Consider the following 18,278-nt stretch of genomic DNA (forward strand, 5'->3'; position numbering starts at 1 on the left):
TCGACCTTCTCCGCCTGCTGGCGGTCCCGCAGGCCGCGCAGGTCGGCCGCGAGCGCGATGCGGGCCGAGAGGGTCAGCGGATGGGTGCGGCCGAGGACTTCGGTGGCGCGGGTGACCGTTTCCTGGGTGAGCGTGGCGGCCGACTCGGGGTCGCCGATGAGGTTGCGCAGGGCGGCGGCGTTGATGGCGCAGCCGAGCGTCCAGGGGTGGTCCTCCCCCACCGCGGCGGTCATGTCGGCCAGTGCCTGTTCGATGAGGTGGTGGGCATGGTCCCGTTCTCCGACGTTGCGCAGCACCAGGGCGTGGTTGGCGCGTGCCCCGGCGATGAAAGGGTGACCGTCCGGGAGTGCCGTCTCATAGTGGCTGACGACGGACTCACTGATCTCCCGCGCTTGGTCGATGTCGCCGTGCTCGCGTGCGAAGCAGCTCTGGCCGGTGGCGAACAGCAGTGTTTGGGGGTTGCTCTCGCCCACCGTTCTCTCGCTGCGCTCGCACACATGGGTGATGAGCGTCGCTGCCGCTTCGCGATCACCGTTGCGGTACTGGCACAGGGCGAGGTTGTACTCCGCCCGCAGTGTCTGGGGATTGTCCGGGCCCATCACGATACGGTGCTCCCGGACGTTTCCCGCCTGGAGCAGTTCGGCTTCTCTGTAGCGGCCCAGCAGACGTTGGTCTGTCGCACAGGAGATGTGCGACAGGAGTGTCGCCGGGTGCCGGCCACGCAGAAGCATTCGGCGCGCTTCCAGGGTCTGCCGGTCGATCTCCAGGGCCTCTTCGAAACGCCCGAGCAGCCGCAGCGACACCGCCAGGTCGTTCTGCGTGCCGAGCGTGCGGGAGTCGGCATCGCCGAGAAGGTCACGGTAAATTGTGAGCATCCACTGGGAGAGTTCCAGGGCCTCGTAATAGCGGGCCAGGCCGCGCAGGTCGGCGGCGAGGCCGGTGGCGGCGCGCAGGTGTTCCAGGTCCTGGGGGCCGCGTTCCTCGCGCAGGTGCTCGACGGCCGCGCGTTCGATGGCCTCGGTGCGCTGGTAGTCGCCGACCACGCGCAGCAGGTTGGCGTAGTGGTGAGTCAGTTCCCAGATTCGTGGGTGGTTATCGCCGAGCAGGGCCCGCCAGGACTCCATGGCGCGTTCGCCGAGCTTGATGCCGGCCATGTACCCGCCCGAAAGGTACATGTAGCGCAGGCAGTTGAGGACCAGCGTCTGCACCGCCGGGTCCTTGCTCTGCAGCACGTCCGCGTACTTCAGGTGGGGGACGATCTCCGCGTAGCCGGGCCACAGGCGGGTGTCCGTGGGGCGGCGTGGATCGGCTGCGGCCAGCGCTTGGCGCACCACGTCGATGAACCTCTGGCGGTCCTCCTCGGGCATGTCCTTGTGGATGATCTGGTGGACCATGCGGTGCAGATACAGGGCCTCGCCGGAGGACGTCGCCTCGTGGGACTCCAGGCGGACCACCGAGTACTGGCGGAGCTGGTTGATCGCCTTGTTCCACAGCAGTGGATTTTCGAGCAGTCGCGCGATCTGTTCCGGCAGTTGGTCGTGCGGCATCTCCTTGAGGAGGCGTACGGGGATGAAGCCCGGCGCGAAGAAGGTGCACAGGCGCAGCAGGTCGACGGACTCCGGGACGGTGTCGCGGAGTTTGTTCAGCAGTATCGACCAGGCGGTCTGGAAGGCGACCGGGAAGTCTGCGGAGATCTTCACGACGTCCTGGTCGATGCCGCCGTCGAGGAGGGCGATGTACTCCTGGACGGACAGGTCCGAGTCGTTGAGCCAGCCGGCCGTCTGGTCCAGCAGGAGCGGCAGGTCCTCCAGCGCCCCCGCGAGCTGATCGGCTGCCAGTTCGGTCAGGCGGGGTGCGCGGCGGCGGATGAACGCGACGGACTCGTCGCGCGCGTAGACCGGCACCTCCAGCAGTTTGCTGTTGTGCTCGCTCCACTCGGGGTTGCGCGAGGTGATCAGGACGTGGCCGGGACCGGTGGGAACGAGATCCCAGATCTGGTCGGGCTCGTCCGCGCCGTCCAGGATCAGCAGCCAGCGCGAGTACGGGTCGCCCCGGCGCAGCGAGTCCCGTACGGCACGCAGCCGTTCGCCGTACTCGGCACCGGTCGACAGGCCCAACTGCGGTGCGAGTTCCGCCAGTCGGCGCCGGTAGGTGACCCGCTTCTCGGCGTCGACCCACCAGACCACGTCGTACTCGGAGCCGAAGCGGTAGACGTACTCGGCGGCGAGCTGGGTCTTGCCCACTCCGGACATCCCATGCAGGGCGACCACGCCCGCGCCCGCCTCGGCACCTTGAAGCAGACGGTAGGCGTCGTCCAGGAGCCGCTCGCGGCCCGTGAAACGGGTGTTGCGGCGCGGCACCCCACCCCATACCTCGGGCAGCGCCGCCGGGAAACGCGGAACGCGCCAGGCCCCCTCGACAGAGTCGGACAGCAGGCCGGGAGGTGGACCGAGCCGGTCGAGCACACGGCGCTCGGCCTCGTCGGCACCCACATTCGTCAGATCGACCGCGCCGAGGACCGCGACGGCATTGGGCACCGGAGCACTGGTGACGGAGACGGCCGCGAAGCGGGACGGGTCGGGACCGACGACCTCCCTCAGTGCGGCGTTCCACTCCTCGTGGGTGCGCGGGCCGAGCTGGAAGTACCACTCGCTGACGACGATCAGGATGCGGCCCTTGGCCAGGGCCAGGTCACGCAGCAGGTCGACGAGGAGCATCTCGGCCGGGACCTCCCAGCGCTGGTACACCACCCGATACCCGCGGCGCTCCAGACGGTCCCCGATCCAGACCGCCCAGGCCCGGTTGAAACCGGCGAAGCTGATCGTCACGGTCCGCTGCTCGGCGCGGAACGAGGCCCAGTCGTCGGAGGTTTCGTGAAGCGGTTCCTGCGGCCGCAGCCGGGCCACGTCCCCGGAGTATTGCGTCGTCGCCTCTTCGCGGGCGCGCTCGGCCGCCGCCTGCAGGCGCGTCACTTCGTCGCGGAGTTCGTTGATCTCGGCCTGCTGCCTCTCCCGGCGCTGCTCCGCCTCCACCGCGTCGGCGGCGAGCAGTTCACGCTCCAGGTCGCTGCAGCGTTGCTCGGCCTGTGCAACACGGTGCTCCGCCGCTGCGAGCGCGGCTTCCAGGTCCGTGACCCTGCGGCGCAGTTCGTCGCGCTCGTCACCGACACGGCGTTGCTCCGCGCGCAACAGCTCCATCTCGACGCCGTCGGCGGCATGGCGGCCCGCTGACTCCGCGAGCTGGCGGCGTTCCTCCTCCAGACCCGCTATGCGCTGGCGCTCTGTGTACAGCTGGGTCGCCACAGCGTCGGCCTGTGTTCTGGCGACCTGGGCATCGTGGTGAGCGGCCGCGAGCTGGTTCTCCAGGTCCTGCACTTTCCAGGCGTGGGGGTTGTTCGCCCGCAGCGCCGTCTGCTGCAGACGCTTGATGCGGTCGCGCGCCTCCCTGGACAAAGGGCGGCCCAGGTTCCTGCCGACGTCGTCCATCAGATTGTCGACGAAGGGGGCCGATGCCACAGTCAGGCCGCTGAGGTAGCGGCTGACGCTGCTTGCGCTGTGGTGGCGCAGGACGGCGTAGCGGCGCACGGATATCCCCAGCACCACGAACAGCTGACGCAGTTCCATCGCCAGGGCTCGGCGTTCTCCTGAGAGATCGTTCGCGATGTCCTGCAGTCCCCTGCGCAAGGCGTCCGCCTCGGCCGCGCTCACCTGGGGGAGCAGTTCTCCCGACAGCGCCTGCTCCGTTTCGTCGGGTGTCTCGTGAGCTCGGTGCGCGTCGGTGTCGTCAGGCTGTTCGTCCATCCCCGCTCGCTCCCCGCGGTCCGTCTGTGTCCCAGAGCATCCGCAACGCGTTGCGCTTCGCGCAACACCTTGTCCACTGCCCAGAGTTGAGGAACGAGATTCGCGAACACGCGGAAGGAATCCCATCATGTCCCACAAGCGCACGCATGTCCTCAAAGTGCTGCCGGCACTGCTCGCAGCGGCGGTCTCGGGCGCGGTTCGCGCCTTGGTCGCGTGGCTTTTGCAGCAGGTTACGAACGGCTCATGACGAGGGAGTAGGACGTGGGCGAGTTGAAGAGGAGCCGTCGGTGCGGCAGGAAGTCGGTATCCGCTCGATGCCGCGACGGCTAGCCTGCGGCCATGGCCGGGAAGGTGCTGACGGAGCTGGTGGTGGACCTTCGTGGTCGGTCGATCGCATCACTCGACGACTTCTGGGACGCCGTGGCCAAGCCCTGCGGGCTGCCCGAGTGGTTCGGACGGAACCTGGACGCGTGGGCGGACACCATCCAGACACGGGGGATCTCCGAAGTCATCGATCGCTACGACGTTCTCGTCATCCACGTGGACAAGCAAGGGATCTTCGCCTCGCGGAACCGTGAAGCACGACTGCTGAGAAGCTGCTTTGCGGGTCGGCAGAACAGACTGGTCGTGCATCAACTGCCGTGAGGACGTGGACCGGGCTCACACCGTGCATCCGGCGCAGGGCCCCTCGCCCTCGCTCGCGGGCCGATATGACGGGTCACGGGGTTGGCATCCCGGCGAAGATGACGGTCACCAGTAGGAACACGGGGATGGCCAGAGCCACGGCCAACCCGGCGAGGCAGCCCCAGACGGTCAGTCGGACACCGGTTCGTTCGTGATCATCGTTCTTCGGCACACCGACATCCAACAGTGCGAGAGGCCGGCCGCTCCAGCCCCGCGCATGGGGCGCCCGCCCCCGACCGTCCGCTGCCCGGGCTCACACGCTGAGTGCCGCTCGTACCGTCTGTTCTGCTGTTGATCCGCCCTCGCCCGAGGACGTGACCCGTCCGGCCTCCAGTACGTAGTAGTGCTGGGCGGCGCGCATGGCGAAGCCGACGTGTTGTTCTACGAGGAGGACGGAGAGGCCGCCGCGGCGGGTGAGGGTGAGGATCGTTTCCTCGATCTCGGTGACGACCGAGGGCTGGATGCCTTCCGTCGGCTCGTCGAGCAGCAGGAGTCTGGGGCGGGTGATCAGGGCGCGGGCGATGGCGAGTTGCTGGCGCTGGCCGCCGGAGAGCAATCCGGCGCGCCGGCCGGACAGTTCGCGCAGGGCGGGGAAGAGGTCGAGTGCCTCGGCGGTGGCGGCTTTGCCGTCGGGGCGGCCGTCGGCGACGAGTTGGAGGTTCTCGGCGGTGGTGAGGTGGGGGAAGGACTGCTGGCCCTGGGGGACGTACGCCATGCCGCGGGCGACCCGCTGGTGGGGGGCGAGGTGGGTGATGTCCTCGCCGTCGAGGCGGACGGTGCCGCGCCTGGGCTTGATCAGGCCCATGGCGGCGCGCAGCAGGGTGCTCTTGCCGGCGCCGTTGTGGCCGAGGACGGTGGCGACGCCGTCCTTGGGGACGGTGACGGTGACGCCGTGCAGGACCGTGGTGCGGTCGTAGCCGGCCTGGACGGAACTGATCTCCAGCATCGTCTGGCTCACGCTTCCTCGGTGACGGCCACGGGCATGGCGGCAGCGGGTTCGGGCATGGCGGGTTCGGCGGTGCGGCCGAGGTAGACCTCCTGGACCTTGGTGTCGGCCTGGACCTCGGCGACGGTGCCCTCGCTGAGGACCTTGCCGGCGTGCAGGACGCTGACGCTGCGGGCGAAGGAGCGCATGAAGTCCATGTCGTGTTCGATGACGACGACGGTGCGGTCGGTGCTGATCCGCTGGAGCAGTGCGCCGGTGGCCTCGCGTTCGTCGTGGCTCATGCCGGCGACCGGCTCGTCGAGCAGCAGCAGGCGCACGTCCTGGACGAGCAGCATGCCGATCTCCAGCCACTGTTTCTGTCCGTGGGCGAGGGTGCCGGCGGGGCGGTCGTGCAGGTGGGCCAGTCCGGTGGTCTCCAGGGCGTTCGCGACCGGTTCGGGGACGTGTTTGCGGCGCCGCAGCATCGTCCAGGGGCCGCGTCCGGCGCCGCAGGCGATGTCGAGGTTCTGCAGGACGGTCAGTTCCTCGAAGACCGTGGCCGTCTGGAACGTACGGCCGATGCCCATGCGGGCGATTCTGTGGACCGGCCTGCCGAGCAGGTCCTGGTCGCCGAAGCGGACCGATCCGGTCGCCTTGACCAGGCCGGTGACGGCGTCGACCAGGGTGGTCTTGCCGGCGCCGTTGGGGCCGATGAGGAAGCGCAGGTCGCCGGGGTGGATGTCGAGGTCGACGCCGTCGACGGCGGTGAAGCCGTCGAAGGTCACCCGCAGGTCGCGGACGGTCAGTCGCTCGCCGCCCAGCCGCTCGCCACTCAGTCGCTCGCCGTTCAGTGCCTCGCCGCTCATGCCGTGTCTCCCGTCGTACGAGGTGCGGTCGCGGTCGCTGCCGCGGTGGCTGTGACCGTGGCTGTGGCTGTGGCTGTGGCTTTACGGCGTCTGCGCAGGACGAGCGCCAGGGAGGCCAGGCCGCCGGGCAGGAAGCCGACCGCGAGCACGAACAGCAGGCCCTGGAGGTAGGTCCACGCGGCGGGGAAGGCGTCGGACAGCGTGCTCTGTGCCCAGGCCACCGCGATCGCTCCGAGCACCGCGCCCGCCAGCGAGGCCCGGCCGCCGACGGCTGCGCCGATGACGAAGCCGATGGAGGGCACGATCCCGATCAGGGCCGGGGAGATGATGCCGACCGCGGGGACGAACAGGGCGCCGGCCAGGCCCGCCATGCCTGCCGCGAGGACGTAGGCGACGAGTTTGACGTTGGCCGGGTTGTAGCCGAGGAAGCGCACCCGTTCCTCGGAGTCCCGTGTGGCGATGAGGAGTTCGCCGTACCGGCTGACGAACAGCTGGCGGGCGCCGATCATCAGGAGCAGCAGGACGGCGGCGATGATGAAGTACACCATCCGCTGGTTGACGGGGTCGTCGAGGGAGTAGCCGAAGAAGCCGTGGATGTCGGTGAGGCCGTTGGTGCCGCCGGTGGTGGCCTGCTGGCCGATCAGCCAGATGGACAGGGCGGCGGCCAGTGCCTGGCTGAGGATCGCGAAGTAGGCGCCCTTGACCCGGCGGCGGAAGACGAAGAAGCCGAGCAGGGCCGCGACCGCCATCGGCAGGAGCACGGTCATGGCGAGCGCGAAGGCCGGATCGGCGAAGGGTTTCCACCACCAGGGCAGGGTGTCGCCGGTGCCGTAGAGCTGCATGAAGTCGGGCAGGGTCTCGCCGGTGGCGGCCGCGTCGGTGAGTTTGAGGTGCATGGCCATGGCGTAGCCGCCGAGGCCGAAGAAGACGCCTTGGCCCAGGACCATGAGGCCGCCGCGGCCCCAGGCGAGGCTGACGCCGACCGCGACGATCGCGTAACACAGGTATTTGGCGAGGAGGTTGAGGCGGAAGTCGGGGAGGACGGCCGGTGCGACGCCGAGCAGGAGTACGGCGCCGAGGAGGAAGGCGGCGGGGGCGCGGAACCGCTGCAGCGGGGACGGGGACGGTGGCGTGACCGCGGCGGGAACGGGGGTGGTCGTTGTCGTCATGCCAGGCTCCGGGTGCGCAGGGTGTACAGGCCCTGGGGTCGCCACTGCAGGAAGGCGACGATCGCCACGAGGACGATGACCTTGGCGACGCTGAGGGTCGTCGAGTATTCGAGGACGGATTGCAGGATGCCGAGCGCGAAGGCGGTGATGACGCTGCCCTTGAGCTGTCCGATGCCGCCCACGACGACGACCAGGAAGGCGTCGACGATGTAGTTGGTGCCCATCGTCGGGCCGATCGGGCCGACCAGGGTGAGGGCGACGCCGGCCACGCCCGCGAGGCCCGAGCCGATGAAGAAGGTGATGCGGTCGACCTGTCCGGTGGCGATCCCGGAGACCTCGGCCAGGTCGCGGTTCTGGACGACGGCCCGGATGCGGCGGCCCAACGGGGTGAGTTTCAGGATGAGGGTGAGGGCGAGGACGCTCAGCAGGGCCAGGCCGAGGATGAACAGGCGGTTGTTGGCGAAGGTGATGCCGCCGCCCAGCGCGATGTTCCCGGTGAGGATGTCGGGCGCGGCGGTCTGCACGTTGGGGGCGCCGAAGATGTCGCGGGCGAGCTGCTGGAGCATCAGCGAGACGCCCCAGGTCACGAGCAGCGTGTCCAGGGGGCGGGTGTAGAGGCGGCGGATGAGCAGCCATTCCAGCAGGGCGCCCATGGCTCCGGCGGTCAGGAAGGCGATCGGCAGGGCGGCGAGCAGCGAGACGCCCGCGCTGCTGATGGACTTCTGCAGCACGTACGTGGTGTAGGCGCCGGCCATGATGAACTCGCCGTGCGCCATGTTGATCACGCCCATCTGGCCGAAGGTCAGGGTCAGGCCGAGGGCGATGAGCAGCAGGACGGCACCGATGCTGATGCCGGTGAGGGACTGGTTGAGGATGACCGTCATGGGTCGCCTCCGGGTCGGGGGCAAAGGTGCGGGTGCGGGTGCCAGTTGCGGACGTGGGTGCGGGTGCCTGTAGCGGACGTGGGCGCGGGTGCGGGTGTGTGTCATGGGCGTGGCCCGGCCCCCTGGAGAGGGCCGGGTCCGGTGCCGTGCGGGGCGTGGTTCAGGAGAGTCCGGAGGCCCAGGGGTAGCCCTTGAGGTAGGGGTCCGGCTTGACCGGCTTGCCGGAGTTCCACACCTCGGTGATCAGGCCGTCGGAGCCGACCTTGCCGATCCGGGCGGTCTTGTAGACGTGCTGGGTGGCGCCGTCCACGGTGACCTTGCCCTCGGGGGCGTCGAGTTCGATGCCGTCGGAGGCGGCCTTCACCTTCGTCACGTCGAAGGAGCCGGCCTTCTCGACCATCGCCTTCCACAGGTAGACGGAGATGTAGGCGGCCTCCATCGGGTCGGAGGTCGGCTTGTTCTTGCCGTAGGCGGCCTGGTACGCGGCCACGAACTTCGTGTTGGCGGCGCCCGGGGTGGTCTCGTAGTAGTTCCAGGCGGTGAGCTGGCCGTCCAGGTACTGGGTGCCGATGCTCTTGACCTCCTCCTCGGCGATGGAGACGGAGAGCACCGGCAGGCTCTTGGCGGTAAGGCCCGCGGACTTGTACTCCTTGAAGAAGGCCACGTTCGAGTCGCCGTTGAGGGTGTTGAACACGGCGTCGGCGCCGGCGTCCTTGACCTTGTTGACGATGGTGCCGAACTCGGTGGAGCCGAGGGGGGCGTAGTCCTCGCCGACGACTTCCATGCCGTTGGCCTTCGCGTACGCCTTGATGATTTTGTTGGCGGTGCGCGGGAAGACGTAGTCGCTGCCGACCAGGTAGAGCTTGGTCAGGCCCCGCTTCTTGAGGTAGTCCAGTGCGGGCACGATCTGCTGGTTGGTGGTGGCGCCGATGTAGAAGATGTACGGCGACTGTTCCAGGCCTTCGTACTGCACGGGGTAGAACAGCAGCGACTTGTACCGTTCGAAGACCGGCTTGACGGCTTTTCGGCTGGCCGAGGTCCAGCAGCCGAAGGTGGCCACGACCTTGTCGTCCTTGATGAGGGTCTCCGCCTTCTCGGCGAAGGTGGGCCAGTCGGAGGCGCCGTCCTGGCTGACGGGCTTGAGCTTCTTGCCCAGGACGCCGCCGGCGGCGTTGATCTCCTTCACGGCGAGCAACAGCGCGTTGTGGACGGTGACTTCGCTGATCGCCATGGTGCCCGAGAGCGAGTTCAGCAGGCCGACCTTGACCGTGTCGCCGGATGTGTCGGCCTTGGCGCCGGAGCCGGTGGAGGTGGTGTCGCCCGTCTTGGCGCCGCACGCGCTGAGGGCGGCGGATGCGCCCGTGGCCGATATCCCGGCCAGGAGACCGCGTCTGCTGATGCTGAACCCGGACATGCACAACCTCCTTGCCCCGAAGGGCGGTTACGAAGAGAGCGGAAAGTCTCTGGGGAGGGGGGATGAGGGGACGGCGCTTCAGAGGTGGCGGTGTCGGCGCACGGGTTCCCCAGCCGTTCCGGGGTGGTGTCCGGGCTGGTCCTGAAGTGCGACCACAGCCTGTGGGGACACTGTTTCAACCGCGTTTCGCGGCAATTGATGAACAGTTTCCAGTGAAAGTAACCTGGTCGGCCAAAACTGATGAAGTCGCCGTCGAATAGGCACGGTTGAGGGCATGACAGCAGGGCGATCAATGCTTCCCAGGGAAAGAATCGTTTTTCTGATTCCCCTTTTCCCTGGGGCCCGTTGGTCGACGGTAGGCTCAGGCACCCGTCGGCGAGCACGAGTTGAGGAGCGCGCGATGGCGAGACGGCCCCAGGAACTGCTCTACCTGCTCACGCGGGCCGAACGTCTGGCCGTGCGCCGAGTGCAGTCGGTCCTCGATGAGTTCGAGTGCACGGTGGAGGCGTGGCGGGTGCTCGACCTGCTCTCCGACGGGCAGGGCCACAACATGACGGCCCTCGCCGACCACGCCTTCCTGCCGGCTCCGAGCCTGACCAAACTGATGGACCAGCTCGTCGACCAGAACCTGGTCTACCGGCGCGTCGACCCGGCCGACCGGCGCCGCGTCCTGGCTCACCTCACCCCGCGGGGCAAGCAGCGGTGGCAGCTGCTGGCGCGTGAAGTGCGCTCCGACTGGGGGGACTTGGAGCAACTGCTCGAAGAGGGTGAGGAGCTGGATCAGCTGCTCGCGCGGCTGGCCGAGGCCCTGGAGGGACGGCCCGCCGCCGATCCGCCGCGCGTCACAACAGGTCGTGCGGGGAAGGCAGTTGGGCGAGCACGTTGAAGTCGGGCCCGTCCGCCTCCGCCAGGTAGATGCGCTGGCGGACATGCCGGTCACGAAGGTGGAGCAGGCCGCGCGGACCCTCGTAGGAGACGGTGTCGGCGGCGGCCGAGATCGCGCAGACGTCCAGCGTGCGGGCCCGCTCGATGAGCGAGGCGAGCAGTAACACCCCCTCGTAGCAGGACTCGCCGAGGCTGCCGGGGGCCGGCGCCTCCAGGCCGAAGCGGCCGGCGTAGCGGCCGTGGAAGTCCAGGGTGTCCTGGTTGGCGAGCGAGGCGAAGAAGCCGGCCGTGCTGAACAGGTCGCCGGTCGTCTCCGGGCCACTGGCCATCAGCATGTTCTCGTCCATCAGCGTGCTCAGCCGCAGACACCGCTGGTCGAGGCCCGACGCGGCGAAGGCCCGGTTGAAGCGGACCGCGTCGCTGCCCACGAGCAGCATCAGCACGCCGTCCGCGTCCGTGTGCTCGATGCGCCGCAGCACATCGGCGAAGTCCTCGGTGCCCAGCGGCAGATACGCCTCGCCGCAGACCCGTCCGCCGCGCAGGGCGCGGGCGTAGCGGCGGGCGGCGCGGGCGGTACGCCGGGGCCAGACGTAGTTGTTGCCGACGACGAACCACCTGCGGACCCGCCGTGTCTCGGCGAGCAGCCGCATGGCGGGCTGCAGTTGCCAGTCCGGCGTCTCGCTGGTCATGAAGACACCGTCGGTGCGCTCGCCGCCTTCGTAGAGGGCGGTGTACACGTACGGCACCCGGTGCGCGATGCGCGGCGCCACCGCCTGGCGGACCGAGGAGATGTGCCAGCCGGTCACCCCGTGCACCGCGCCGGTCGCCACCAGGGCCTCAACCTCCTCGGCGACCTTCTGCGGCGGGGCTCCGCCGTCGACCTCCAGCAGCCGCAGCTCCCTGCCGAGCACGCCGCCGGCCTCGTTGATCTCTTCGACGGCCAGCCGCGCGCACGCCTCACAGGCGGGACCGAAGATGCCGGCGGGCCCTTGCATCGGGTACACGAGCGCGATGTTCAGGGTCGAATCGTCGACCGTGAACCACTCAGGGGTGCAGAGGTGGAGCGGCCGGCGCATGTTCACATGATTGCCCGACGGCGTTCAACACCCAAGCACCGGCCGGGATCGAAACCGATTCGTAGGGGTGCGGAGGCGGGGTGGCGAGGGTGAGGAGGCGGGGCGGGACAGGTGAGGAAGCAGGGCGAGGAAGGAGGGTGGGGAGGCGGGCGCGCGGCGCGGCCTGGGCGCCCGCGGCGGTCCGGTTCCCCTCCCCCTGCCCTCGCGCGCCGGTGCGCGGGTGTTGCGGTCACCTGCGTGGGGCCGTGTCACAGACATCTCGTAGGCTTCCGGCCATGAACGAGGGGGAATCCGGCAGACGGGTCATAGAGGGGCGCTTCGAGCTGGAGGCGCGGCTCGGTGGCGGTGGCATGGGCACGGTGTGGCGTGCACGCGATCTGGTCCTCGACCGGGCCGTGGCGCTCAAGGAGGTACGGCCGCCCGATCCGGGTCTCGCCGAGTACGACCCGCAGGGCGCGGCCATGCTCCGGGCCCGGGTGCTGCGCGAGGCACGGGCGCTGGCCCGCGTCGATCACCCCAACGTGGTGACCATCCACCATGTGGTGGACGGCGGGGAGCACACCTACCCGTGGCTCGTCATGGAACTGGTGACCGGCGGATCGCTTCAGGACCGGCTGGAGAAGGGGCCGTTGGCGCCCGTCGACGCCGCCCGGCTGGGTCGCGAGGTGCTGGCCGCGCTGCGCGCCGCGCACGACGTAGGCATCCAGCACCGGGACGTGAAGCCCGCCAACGTGCTGCTGAGGCCCGACGGACGTCCGGTCCTCACCGACTTCGGCATCGCGACCATCAGGGAATCGACCGCCCTGACCGCGACCGGGTCGATCATCGGCACGCCCGACTACATGGCGCCCGAACGCATCGCCGGCGGCGAGGGCGACCCGGGCTCCGACCTGTGGTCGCTGGCGATGATGCTGTACGTCGCCGTCGAGGGACGTCATCCGCTGCGCAGGGGAACAACCCTCGCGACGCTGGCGGCCCTGCTCAGCGAGCAGCTTCCGCCGCCCGTCCAGGCCGGGGTGCTGACCGGGTTCCTGAACGCCGCGCTCGTCAAGAACCCGGCCGAGCGGGTCGACGTGCAGACCGCGGACCGGCTGCTCGCGGAGGCGGTCGAGGGCGGCAGCGCGGCGGGAGGTGCTGACGCCGGGGCGGCGGGGGCCACGTCGTACCGGCTGGTGCCTCCGCCGGGTCAGACCCCCTCCCCCTCCGCGCCGGGCGGGTCCGGAGCGCCTGCCGGTTTCGGACCACCGGCCGGCTACGGCTCGCCTTCCGGCTACGGGCCGGCTTCGGGCTTCGGTCCGCCGACTCCCTACCCGGCGGGTCCCACACGGCCGACACCGGCGCTGCCGGGCAACCCCGCGAAGAGGCGGATCACGATCGCCTCGTCCGTCGTCGGCACTGTGCTGGCAGGCGTCCTCGTGTGGACGCAGGTACCGGACGGGGGCGACAAGGACAGCGGAAAGCCTTCCGGCTCGTCCAGTTCCTCCCGCTCCTCCGGCTCGTCCGGCGGGACCTCGGCCAGGACGACGGATCCCGCCCACACACCGTCGCCGTCCCGCTCGGCCCCGGCGCCCCAGGAGGCCGACGCCAAGACGGATCTCCTCACCCCCGACGGCATCCGGACGGCGGTGAAGGAGATCAAGGCCGCGACCGGCACGGACCGCGCGTGCGACCTCACCGTCTACCCGACGTACGTCTCCGCGGAAATCATGGTCAAGGGCAGCGACACCAAGTACGACAGCTACACCTACCGCCCGGGCCAGGGTGTCGAGAAGGGCATCATCAGCAGCGCCATCATCGGCGGCGAACGCCCCTTCAGCCTCGACAGCTTCGACTGGGACGTCCTTCCCGCCCTGCTGAAGCGGGCGAACAAGGACCTGAACGTCCAGCGGCCGACCCTGCGTTACGTCCTGGTCCGCCCCGCCGACACCACGTTCGACACCCCGCTGGGACTGGCCGTCTACCTCGCCGACGACCACGTCACCGGCTATCTGGACGCCGACCTGAAGGGCAAGGTCACCCGAGTGATGCCGGCCCAGGACTGAGCGGCCCGCCAGCAGAACGCCAGGGCCGACGGCGTGACATACGGACGCGGTCGGCCCCGGCGTTCCGCCGGCAGAGGCTCTGCCCGCCCCGGCGTTCTGCCGACCGGGGGGCTCACCCGCCCTGGCGTTCTGCCGACGGGGGCTCTGTCGGTGCGGGAGCCGGTGGCTGTCAGACGGCGACGATCCCCTCCATGCCGGACTCGCCGAACGGGGACAGGCCGGTGCCGACTGTCGTGACCTTGGTGAGTGAGCCGTCGGTCCTGACGCGGAAGCCGTCGACGGTCCCGGAGACGGCGTTCTGGACGTAGAGGAACCGTTCGTCCTTGGTCACGGCGAGGTCGATCACGCCCTGCGACCTGGCCGAGGGCGGCGTGGCGATGCCCACGTCGTTGGTCAGGGAGAGCCGGCCGTGCCGGTCCGTACGGTAGCCGGTGACGGTGGAGTTGCCGGTGTTGCCGCCGTAGAAGTGGTCGCCCGCAGGCTCGAGCCAGCACAAGGTCTCCTGGCCGTTGGGCAGGGGCTTCTGGAGGACCTTCAGGGTGCCGTCGTGCCGCACCTTGTAGGTGGTGACCGTGGACTTCGCGGCCTCGGCGACGAGCATCCGCTTCCCGGTCGCGTCGAAGGCGATCGCGAACGGGACGGCGCCGGCCGACTTGTTGACGACGGGTGCGGCGACGGCCGGCAGGCCGTTCCGCTTCATGGGGAGGACCTCGACGGTGTTGGCGGACTTGGTGGTCACGACCAGGCTGCGCCCGTCCGGAGTGAACGCGACCTCGCCGGGAGAACTGGAGAACAGGGGGATGTCCTTGTTGGCCAGACCCAGGGAACGGTAGGACCCGGCGAGCGGCCGCAGCCTCCCACCGGATATCTCGAAGCCCTGGACGCTGCCCCGTCCGCCCGCGTTCATGACGTACGCGACCCTGCCGTGCACCGCGACGGAGGCGGGGAAGGCGCCGCCGGAGCTCACGACGTGCCGGTCCGTGAGCCGGTTTCCCTCGACCCGGAACGAAGTCACTGTGCCGCTGCCCGCGTTGACCGCCAGCAGCATCCCCGAGGCGTCGTCGTAGACGAGTGAACCCTGGGAGGCGAGCGAGTCGGTCGGGGCGTCGACCTGGTCGCCGCCCTTGCCGCCGGTGGCGTAGGTCCCCGCGGCCTTCAGCGAGCCGTCGTCGCCACGGGCGAACACATGGATGGTGTTGCCGCCCAGTTCGTTGCCCTGGACGAAGACGGCGTGGTCGGCGCCGGGCGTGCTCCCGGAGTACTGACTGGCCGACGCGACGGTCACGGCCACCGTGGCCGCCGCCGTGGCGGCCAGGGCCCCGCCACCGATCATGATGCGCCGGGTTCGTGACGTCGCCCGGTGACCGCCCCGGCCTGCGGCGGATCGGCTCGTACGGGGATGGGGCTCGGGGGTGCTGTGCATGGGCGCTTCCCGTCCGTGTGAGGTGTCTTCGCGGTGCGGCGCATGGCCGCGTGGGCCGCACCAGAGTGGACGGTGGGACTGGTGTGGCGGCACGGGAACTGCGACCGCGTCAGACTCTCGTAAGACCGTTTTCGGCTCGGAGCGACGTGGCGCCGCACGGCCCGGGTCGTCCTCAGGCCGCCGACGGGCAGCGGCCCTGGCCGATGTCTTACGGAACCCTTACGCACCCGCCTCGGACGGCATCAACACACCTACGCTCACAGGCGTGTCGACCCTACGAAACATCGCCCTCGCCACCGCCGCCCCGCTGGTGCTGGCCGTGGCGGGCCTCGCTCATCCGCACGGACTGTTCCGCTCGACGGCCTCGGACTGGACCCGGTTGCACATCGCGCTCCTGCCGGTCTTCCCCCTGCTCACGGTCGGCCTCCTGATACCTCTGTGGCACCGGCCCCGCCCCAACCTCGCGGGCGTCGCCACGGTGATGGCCTGGACGGGTGCCTTCGGCTACGCGGTTTTCTACACGGGTCTCGACGCGGTCGCCGGCATAGCGGCGGGGACCGCGGTCGGGCACGCCGACGCGACAGCGGGCCTCGGACCGGTCAAGCGCCCGCTGTACGAGACCGGAGAACTCCTCGGGCACGTCGGCGTGTACGCCCTCATCGGCGCCGTCGCCGCCACGGCGGTCGCCCTGTTCCCGGAGTACGGCGTCCGGGTCCTGCCCGGCACGGTGGTGCTCCTCGGGGCCGGCTGGTCCTTCGTCGACAGCCACATCTTCTGGCCGCGCGGTGTCTGGACGATGGCCGGCTTCGCCCTGGGCTTCGCGCTGCTCTCCTGGGGGACCGCGGTGAAGCGGGTGCCGTCGTCGCGCACGGCGCACGCCGCCGGTGGCCCCGGGTCCCCGGGGGTCTCGATGGGGGCCTCGATCCGGAGGCTCACGGCGCGAGGTTAGGGTGACCGGTGATTCCCCTCACCGGACCGGAGTGCCCTGTGCCCGCACCGCTGACCGTCGCCGTCGCCCAGCCCCGCTGCGCCGGCCCGGACGTGGCCGCCAACGCCGTGCTGCACGCCGAGGCGGTACGGGGCGCGGGCGCCCGCCTGGTCGTCTTCCCCGAGTTGTCGCTCACCGGATACGACCTCGCTGCGCCGGCCGTGGCGGCGGACGATCCCCGGCTCACCCCTTTGATCGAGGCCTGCGCCGGTACAGGGTCGACCACGCTGGCCGGCGTTCCCTGGCGGGACGCGGAGGGACGCGAGTACATCGCGACGCTGGCCGTCACGGGCGAGGGCGCCGAGGCGGTGTACGCCAAGATGCATCTGCACGGCGCCGAAGGGCTCCGCTTCACCCCGGGCGAGAAGCCCGTGGTGTTCGAGGTGGACGGTCGGCGGCTGGGGCTCGCCGTGTGCCGGGACGCCGCGGTGCCGGAGCACGCCGCGCTGACCGCGGCGCTGGGCATCGACGCGTACGTCGCGAGCACGCTCTACGGCGAGGGCCCCGAACAGGCCGCCCGCCGGGACACGCACATGCGGGAGCGGGCGCGGGCGCACGGCGTGTGGGTCGTGCTGTCGACCGCGGCGGGACCCAGCGGGGAGTACCAGGAGACGTCCGGCGGCTCCGGGGTGTGGTCCCCGGACGGTTCGCCGGTGGCGCAGGCGGGTTCCGCGCCCGGTGAGGTGCTGACCGTCGTCCTCGGCTGACCGGGCGCTACTCCCTCCCCGAGGGGAGTGCACCAGCCGGGTGCGGCGCCGCTCAGGGCGATCGCAACACAGGCGTGAGACAGACGGCTTGAGGAACTGTCAGCCTTCGGACCGGACGAAGTGCAGCGTGGCCGTGGCCGTGGCCGGGCCGCGCATCATGCCCAGCTGATTCCACCCCATGCCGAACTGCTCCCGATCCACGGTGAACTCGGCCTCCAGCGTGACCCGTTCGCCCTTCACCTCTGTCAGGCGGACGGCGAAAGCCTGCGGCCTGGTGATGCCGCGGACCGTCAACTGCCCCGCGAACTGTGCCGTGTCACCGTCACGGGGTTCGTCGCTGCGGACCGCGAGGGTGATCTCCGGGTGCTGTTCGACGTCGAAGAAGTCGGCGGACCGCAGGTGCTTGTCGCGCTTGGCGTTCGCGGTGTCCAGGGAGGCGGCGTCGAGGGTCACGGTGCCGACGGCGGACCCGTCGGACCGGACCTCGCCCTGGCCGCTGATCACGCCGAAGGTGCCCTTCACTGTGACGAGGCCCCACATCGTCTTGTGCCGTACGGCGACGACGGAGGTGGTGGTGTCGAGCTGCCACAGTCCGGTTTCCACGGCGACGGTCATGAGCTTTCCCCTGTCGAGTAGCTTGTCCAAATTTGCATGACCGACGCTAGCCTATTGTTCGAATTTGGACAACCATGCTCTTCAAAATTGGACAACAGGTAGAATCGGCCCATGGCCGACCTCGACCCCGCCCGCGCGCCCAGCTGCCCGTCCGCCCGGGGAGGTGGCCTGTTGCCGGCCGAACTGCACGCCTGGATGCTTCTGCTGGCGGCGACGGGAGCCGTGGAGCAGCGGCTGCGCACCGTCGTGAAGGAGCGGCTCGGTGTTTCCCACGACGAGTTCCTGATCCTGTGCCTGCTGGCCGCGCAGCCCGAGGAGGGCCTGCGCATGACCCGGATCGCCGAACTCCTGGGCCGCCCCAAGACCCGGCTCACCTACCAGATCGCCTGTCTCCAGCACGCCGACCTGATCACCCGCCAGTCGGTGTGCGGCGACAAGCGCGGCATCCAGGTCGCCCTCACCGACAAGGCGCGCAACGTCCTGAAGGAAGCCTCCGACCCCCTCGCCGAAACGGTCACCGACGCGCTCGGTCAGTTCATGGGACCCGCCCAGCGCGAGGCGTTGCGCGGGCTGCTGCCGGATGTCATCAAGGGGTGCCCTTCGGAGGCGACGGATTCGGCGCCTGCGTGATCCTGGGACTGCGACCGGTCCGGCCCGGGACGATGGTCACGTAGGTGTGGCACCCACCGGGTCGCCCGCAGGACATCGAGACCTCGTACGACCGGGCGGACACCGCTGGGCCAGCCTGCCTCACGGAGGACAGACGCAGCAGCAGACAGGGGGGTCGGCGCCCCCGGCTG

At 69.9% G+C, this 18,278-nt stretch carries 15 protein-coding genes; 6 read left to right on the forward strand and 9 right to left on the reverse strand.

The window, feature by feature from the left end; genetic code table 11:
• Nucleotides 1-2,828, reverse strand: a 2,828-nt coding sequence (gene fxsT, locus ACFYYF_RS29205) for an FxSxx-COOH system tetratricopeptide repeat protein (protein WP_388780687.1), incomplete at its 3' end; no start/stop codon positions are given.
• A gap of 1,311 nt (nucleotides 2,829-4,139) precedes the next feature.
• On the opposite strand from fxsT, the gene ACFYYF_RS29210 reads away from it, so the two are divergent.
• A complete protein-coding gene (locus ACFYYF_RS29210) occupies nucleotides 4,140-4,445 on the forward strand; it encodes a barstar family protein (protein WP_388780526.1) in 306 nt (101 codons plus the stop codon).
• A gap of 292 nt (nucleotides 4,446-4,737) precedes the next feature.
• On the opposite strand, the gene urtE is transcribed toward ACFYYF_RS29210, so the two are convergent.
• The 5 genes from urtE to urtA form a co-directional block, all read right to left on the reverse strand.
• Nucleotides 4,738-5,430, reverse strand: coding sequence for an urea ABC transporter ATP-binding subunit UrtE (urtE, locus tag ACFYYF_RS29215; protein ID WP_388780688.1), 693 nt, complete (start codon nucleotides 5,428-5,430; stop codon nucleotides 4,738-4,740).
• A gap of 8 nt (nucleotides 5,431-5,438) precedes the next feature.
• The gene (urtD, locus tag ACFYYF_RS29220) at nucleotides 5,439-6,230 is read right to left on the reverse strand and encodes an urea ABC transporter ATP-binding protein UrtD (RefSeq protein WP_388780689.1); all 792 of its coding nucleotides are present in this window, start codon (nucleotides 6,228-6,230) and stop codon (nucleotides 5,439-5,441) included.
• Between the two features lie 41 nt (nucleotides 6,231-6,271).
• Complete coding sequence (gene urtC / locus ACFYYF_RS29225; RefSeq protein WP_388780527.1) at nucleotides 6,272-7,444, reverse strand: urea ABC transporter permease subunit UrtC; 1,173 nt, start codon at nucleotides 7,442-7,444, stop codon at nucleotides 6,272-6,274.
• Nucleotides 7,441-8,328 (reverse strand): urea ABC transporter permease subunit UrtB, encoded by an 888-nt coding sequence (urtB, locus tag ACFYYF_RS29230; protein ID WP_365491517.1) that lies wholly within the window; start codon nucleotides 8,326-8,328, stop codon nucleotides 7,441-7,443. Before urtB ends, urtC begins: the two co-directional genes overlap by 4 nt.
• A gap of 160 nt (nucleotides 8,329-8,488) precedes the next feature.
• On the reverse strand, nucleotides 8,489-9,742 hold the full coding sequence (gene urtA, locus ACFYYF_RS29235; protein ID WP_361692016.1) for an urea ABC transporter substrate-binding protein: 1,254 nt from the start codon (nucleotides 9,740-9,742) through the stop codon (nucleotides 8,489-8,491).
• A 400-nt stretch (nucleotides 9,743-10,142) separates the two neighbouring features.
• Between urtA and ACFYYF_RS29240 the strand changes: the two genes are divergently transcribed.
• Nucleotides 10,143-10,628 (forward strand): MarR family winged helix-turn-helix transcriptional regulator, encoded by a 486-nt coding sequence (locus ACFYYF_RS29240; RefSeq protein ID WP_388780528.1) that lies wholly within the window; start codon nucleotides 10,143-10,145, stop codon nucleotides 10,626-10,628.
• Here ACFYYF_RS29240 and ACFYYF_RS29245 read toward each other — a convergent pair.
• Complete coding sequence (locus tag ACFYYF_RS29245; protein WP_388780529.1) at nucleotides 10,585-11,703, reverse strand: substrate-binding domain-containing protein; 1,119 nt, start codon at nucleotides 11,701-11,703, stop codon at nucleotides 10,585-10,587. The genes ACFYYF_RS29240 and ACFYYF_RS29245 overlap by 44 nt on opposite strands.
• A gap of 275 nt (nucleotides 11,704-11,978) precedes the next feature.
• Between ACFYYF_RS29245 and ACFYYF_RS29250 the strand changes: the two genes are divergently transcribed.
• Nucleotides 11,979-13,745, forward strand: coding sequence for a protein kinase (locus ACFYYF_RS29250; RefSeq protein WP_388780530.1), 1,767 nt, complete (start codon nucleotides 11,979-11,981; stop codon nucleotides 13,743-13,745).
• A gap of 169 nt (nucleotides 13,746-13,914) precedes the next feature.
• On the opposite strand, the gene ACFYYF_RS29255 is transcribed toward ACFYYF_RS29250, so the two are convergent.
• Nucleotides 13,915-15,078 carry a lactonase family protein gene (locus tag ACFYYF_RS29255; RefSeq protein ID WP_388780531.1) on the reverse strand — a complete coding sequence of 388 codons (1,164 nt, stop codon included), beginning with the start codon at nucleotides 15,076-15,078 and terminating at the stop codon, nucleotides 13,915-13,917.
• A gap of 355 nt (nucleotides 15,079-15,433) precedes the next feature.
• Here ACFYYF_RS29255 and ACFYYF_RS29260 point away from each other — a divergent pair, with 355 nt between their 5' ends.
• Both ACFYYF_RS29260 and ACFYYF_RS29265 read left to right on the forward strand, forming a co-directional pair.
• Nucleotides 15,434-16,117 (forward strand): hypothetical protein, encoded by a 684-nt coding sequence (locus ACFYYF_RS29260; protein WP_388780532.1) that lies wholly within the window; start codon nucleotides 15,434-15,436, stop codon nucleotides 16,115-16,117.
• Between the two features lie 38 nt (nucleotides 16,118-16,155).
• Entirely contained in the window at nucleotides 16,156-16,863 is a 708-nt protein-coding gene (locus ACFYYF_RS29265; RefSeq protein WP_388780533.1) for a carbon-nitrogen hydrolase family protein, read from the forward strand.
• Nucleotides 16,864-16,962: 99 nt separating this feature from the next.
• On the opposite strand, the gene ACFYYF_RS29270 is transcribed toward ACFYYF_RS29265, so the two are convergent.
• Nucleotides 16,963-17,478, reverse strand: coding sequence for a YceI family protein (locus ACFYYF_RS29270; protein ID WP_388780534.1), 516 nt, complete (start codon nucleotides 17,476-17,478; stop codon nucleotides 16,963-16,965).
• 111 nt (nucleotides 17,479-17,589) lie between these two features.
• Here ACFYYF_RS29270 and ACFYYF_RS29275 point away from each other — a divergent pair, with 111 nt between their 5' ends.
• A complete protein-coding gene (locus tag ACFYYF_RS29275; RefSeq protein ID WP_388780535.1) occupies nucleotides 17,590-18,108 on the forward strand; it encodes a MarR family winged helix-turn-helix transcriptional regulator in 519 nt (172 codons plus the stop codon).
• Nucleotides 18,109-18,278 lie beyond the last annotated feature (170 nt).

The sequence above is a fragment of the Streptomyces sp. NPDC001914 genome (assembly GCF_042891215.1).
Lineage (GTDB): Bacteria > Actinomycetota > Actinomycetes > Streptomycetales > Streptomycetaceae > Streptomyces.

Coding starts and splice junctions, on each gene's coding strand:
- ACFYYF_RS29210 (WP_388780526.1), top strand. CDS start 4,140: ATGGCCGGGAAGGTGCTGACGGAGCTGGTGGTGGACCTTCGTGGTCGG.
- urtE (WP_388780688.1), bottom strand. CDS start 5,430: ATGCTGGAGATCAGTTCCGTCCAGGCCGGCTACGACCGCACCACGGTC.
- urtC (WP_388780527.1), bottom strand. CDS start 7,444: ATGACGACAACGACCACCCCCGTTCCCGCCGCGGTCACGCCACCGTCC.
- urtB (WP_365491517.1), bottom strand. CDS start 8,328: ATGACGGTCATCCTCAACCAGTCCCTCACCGGCATCAGCATCGGTGCC.
- urtA (WP_361692016.1), bottom strand. CDS start 9,742: ATGTCCGGGTTCAGCATCAGCAGACGCGGTCTCCTGGCCGGGATATCG.
- ACFYYF_RS29240 (WP_388780528.1), top strand. CDS start 10,143: ATGGCGAGACGGCCCCAGGAACTGCTCTACCTGCTCACGCGGGCCGAA.
- ACFYYF_RS29245 (WP_388780529.1), bottom strand. CDS start 11,703: ATGCGCCGGCCGCTCCACCTCTGCACCCCTGAGTGGTTCACGGTCGAC.
- ACFYYF_RS29250 (WP_388780530.1), top strand. CDS start 11,979: ATGAACGAGGGGGAATCCGGCAGACGGGTCATAGAGGGGCGCTTCGAG.
- ACFYYF_RS29255 (WP_388780531.1), bottom strand. CDS start 15,078: ATGATCGGTGGCGGGGCCCTGGCCGCCACGGCGGCGGCCACGGTGGCC.
- ACFYYF_RS29270 (WP_388780534.1), bottom strand. CDS start 17,478: ATGACCGTCGCCGTGGAAACCGGACTGTGGCAGCTCGACACCACCACC.
- ACFYYF_RS29275 (WP_388780535.1), top strand. CDS start 17,590: ATGGCCGACCTCGACCCCGCCCGCGCGCCCAGCTGCCCGTCCGCCCGG.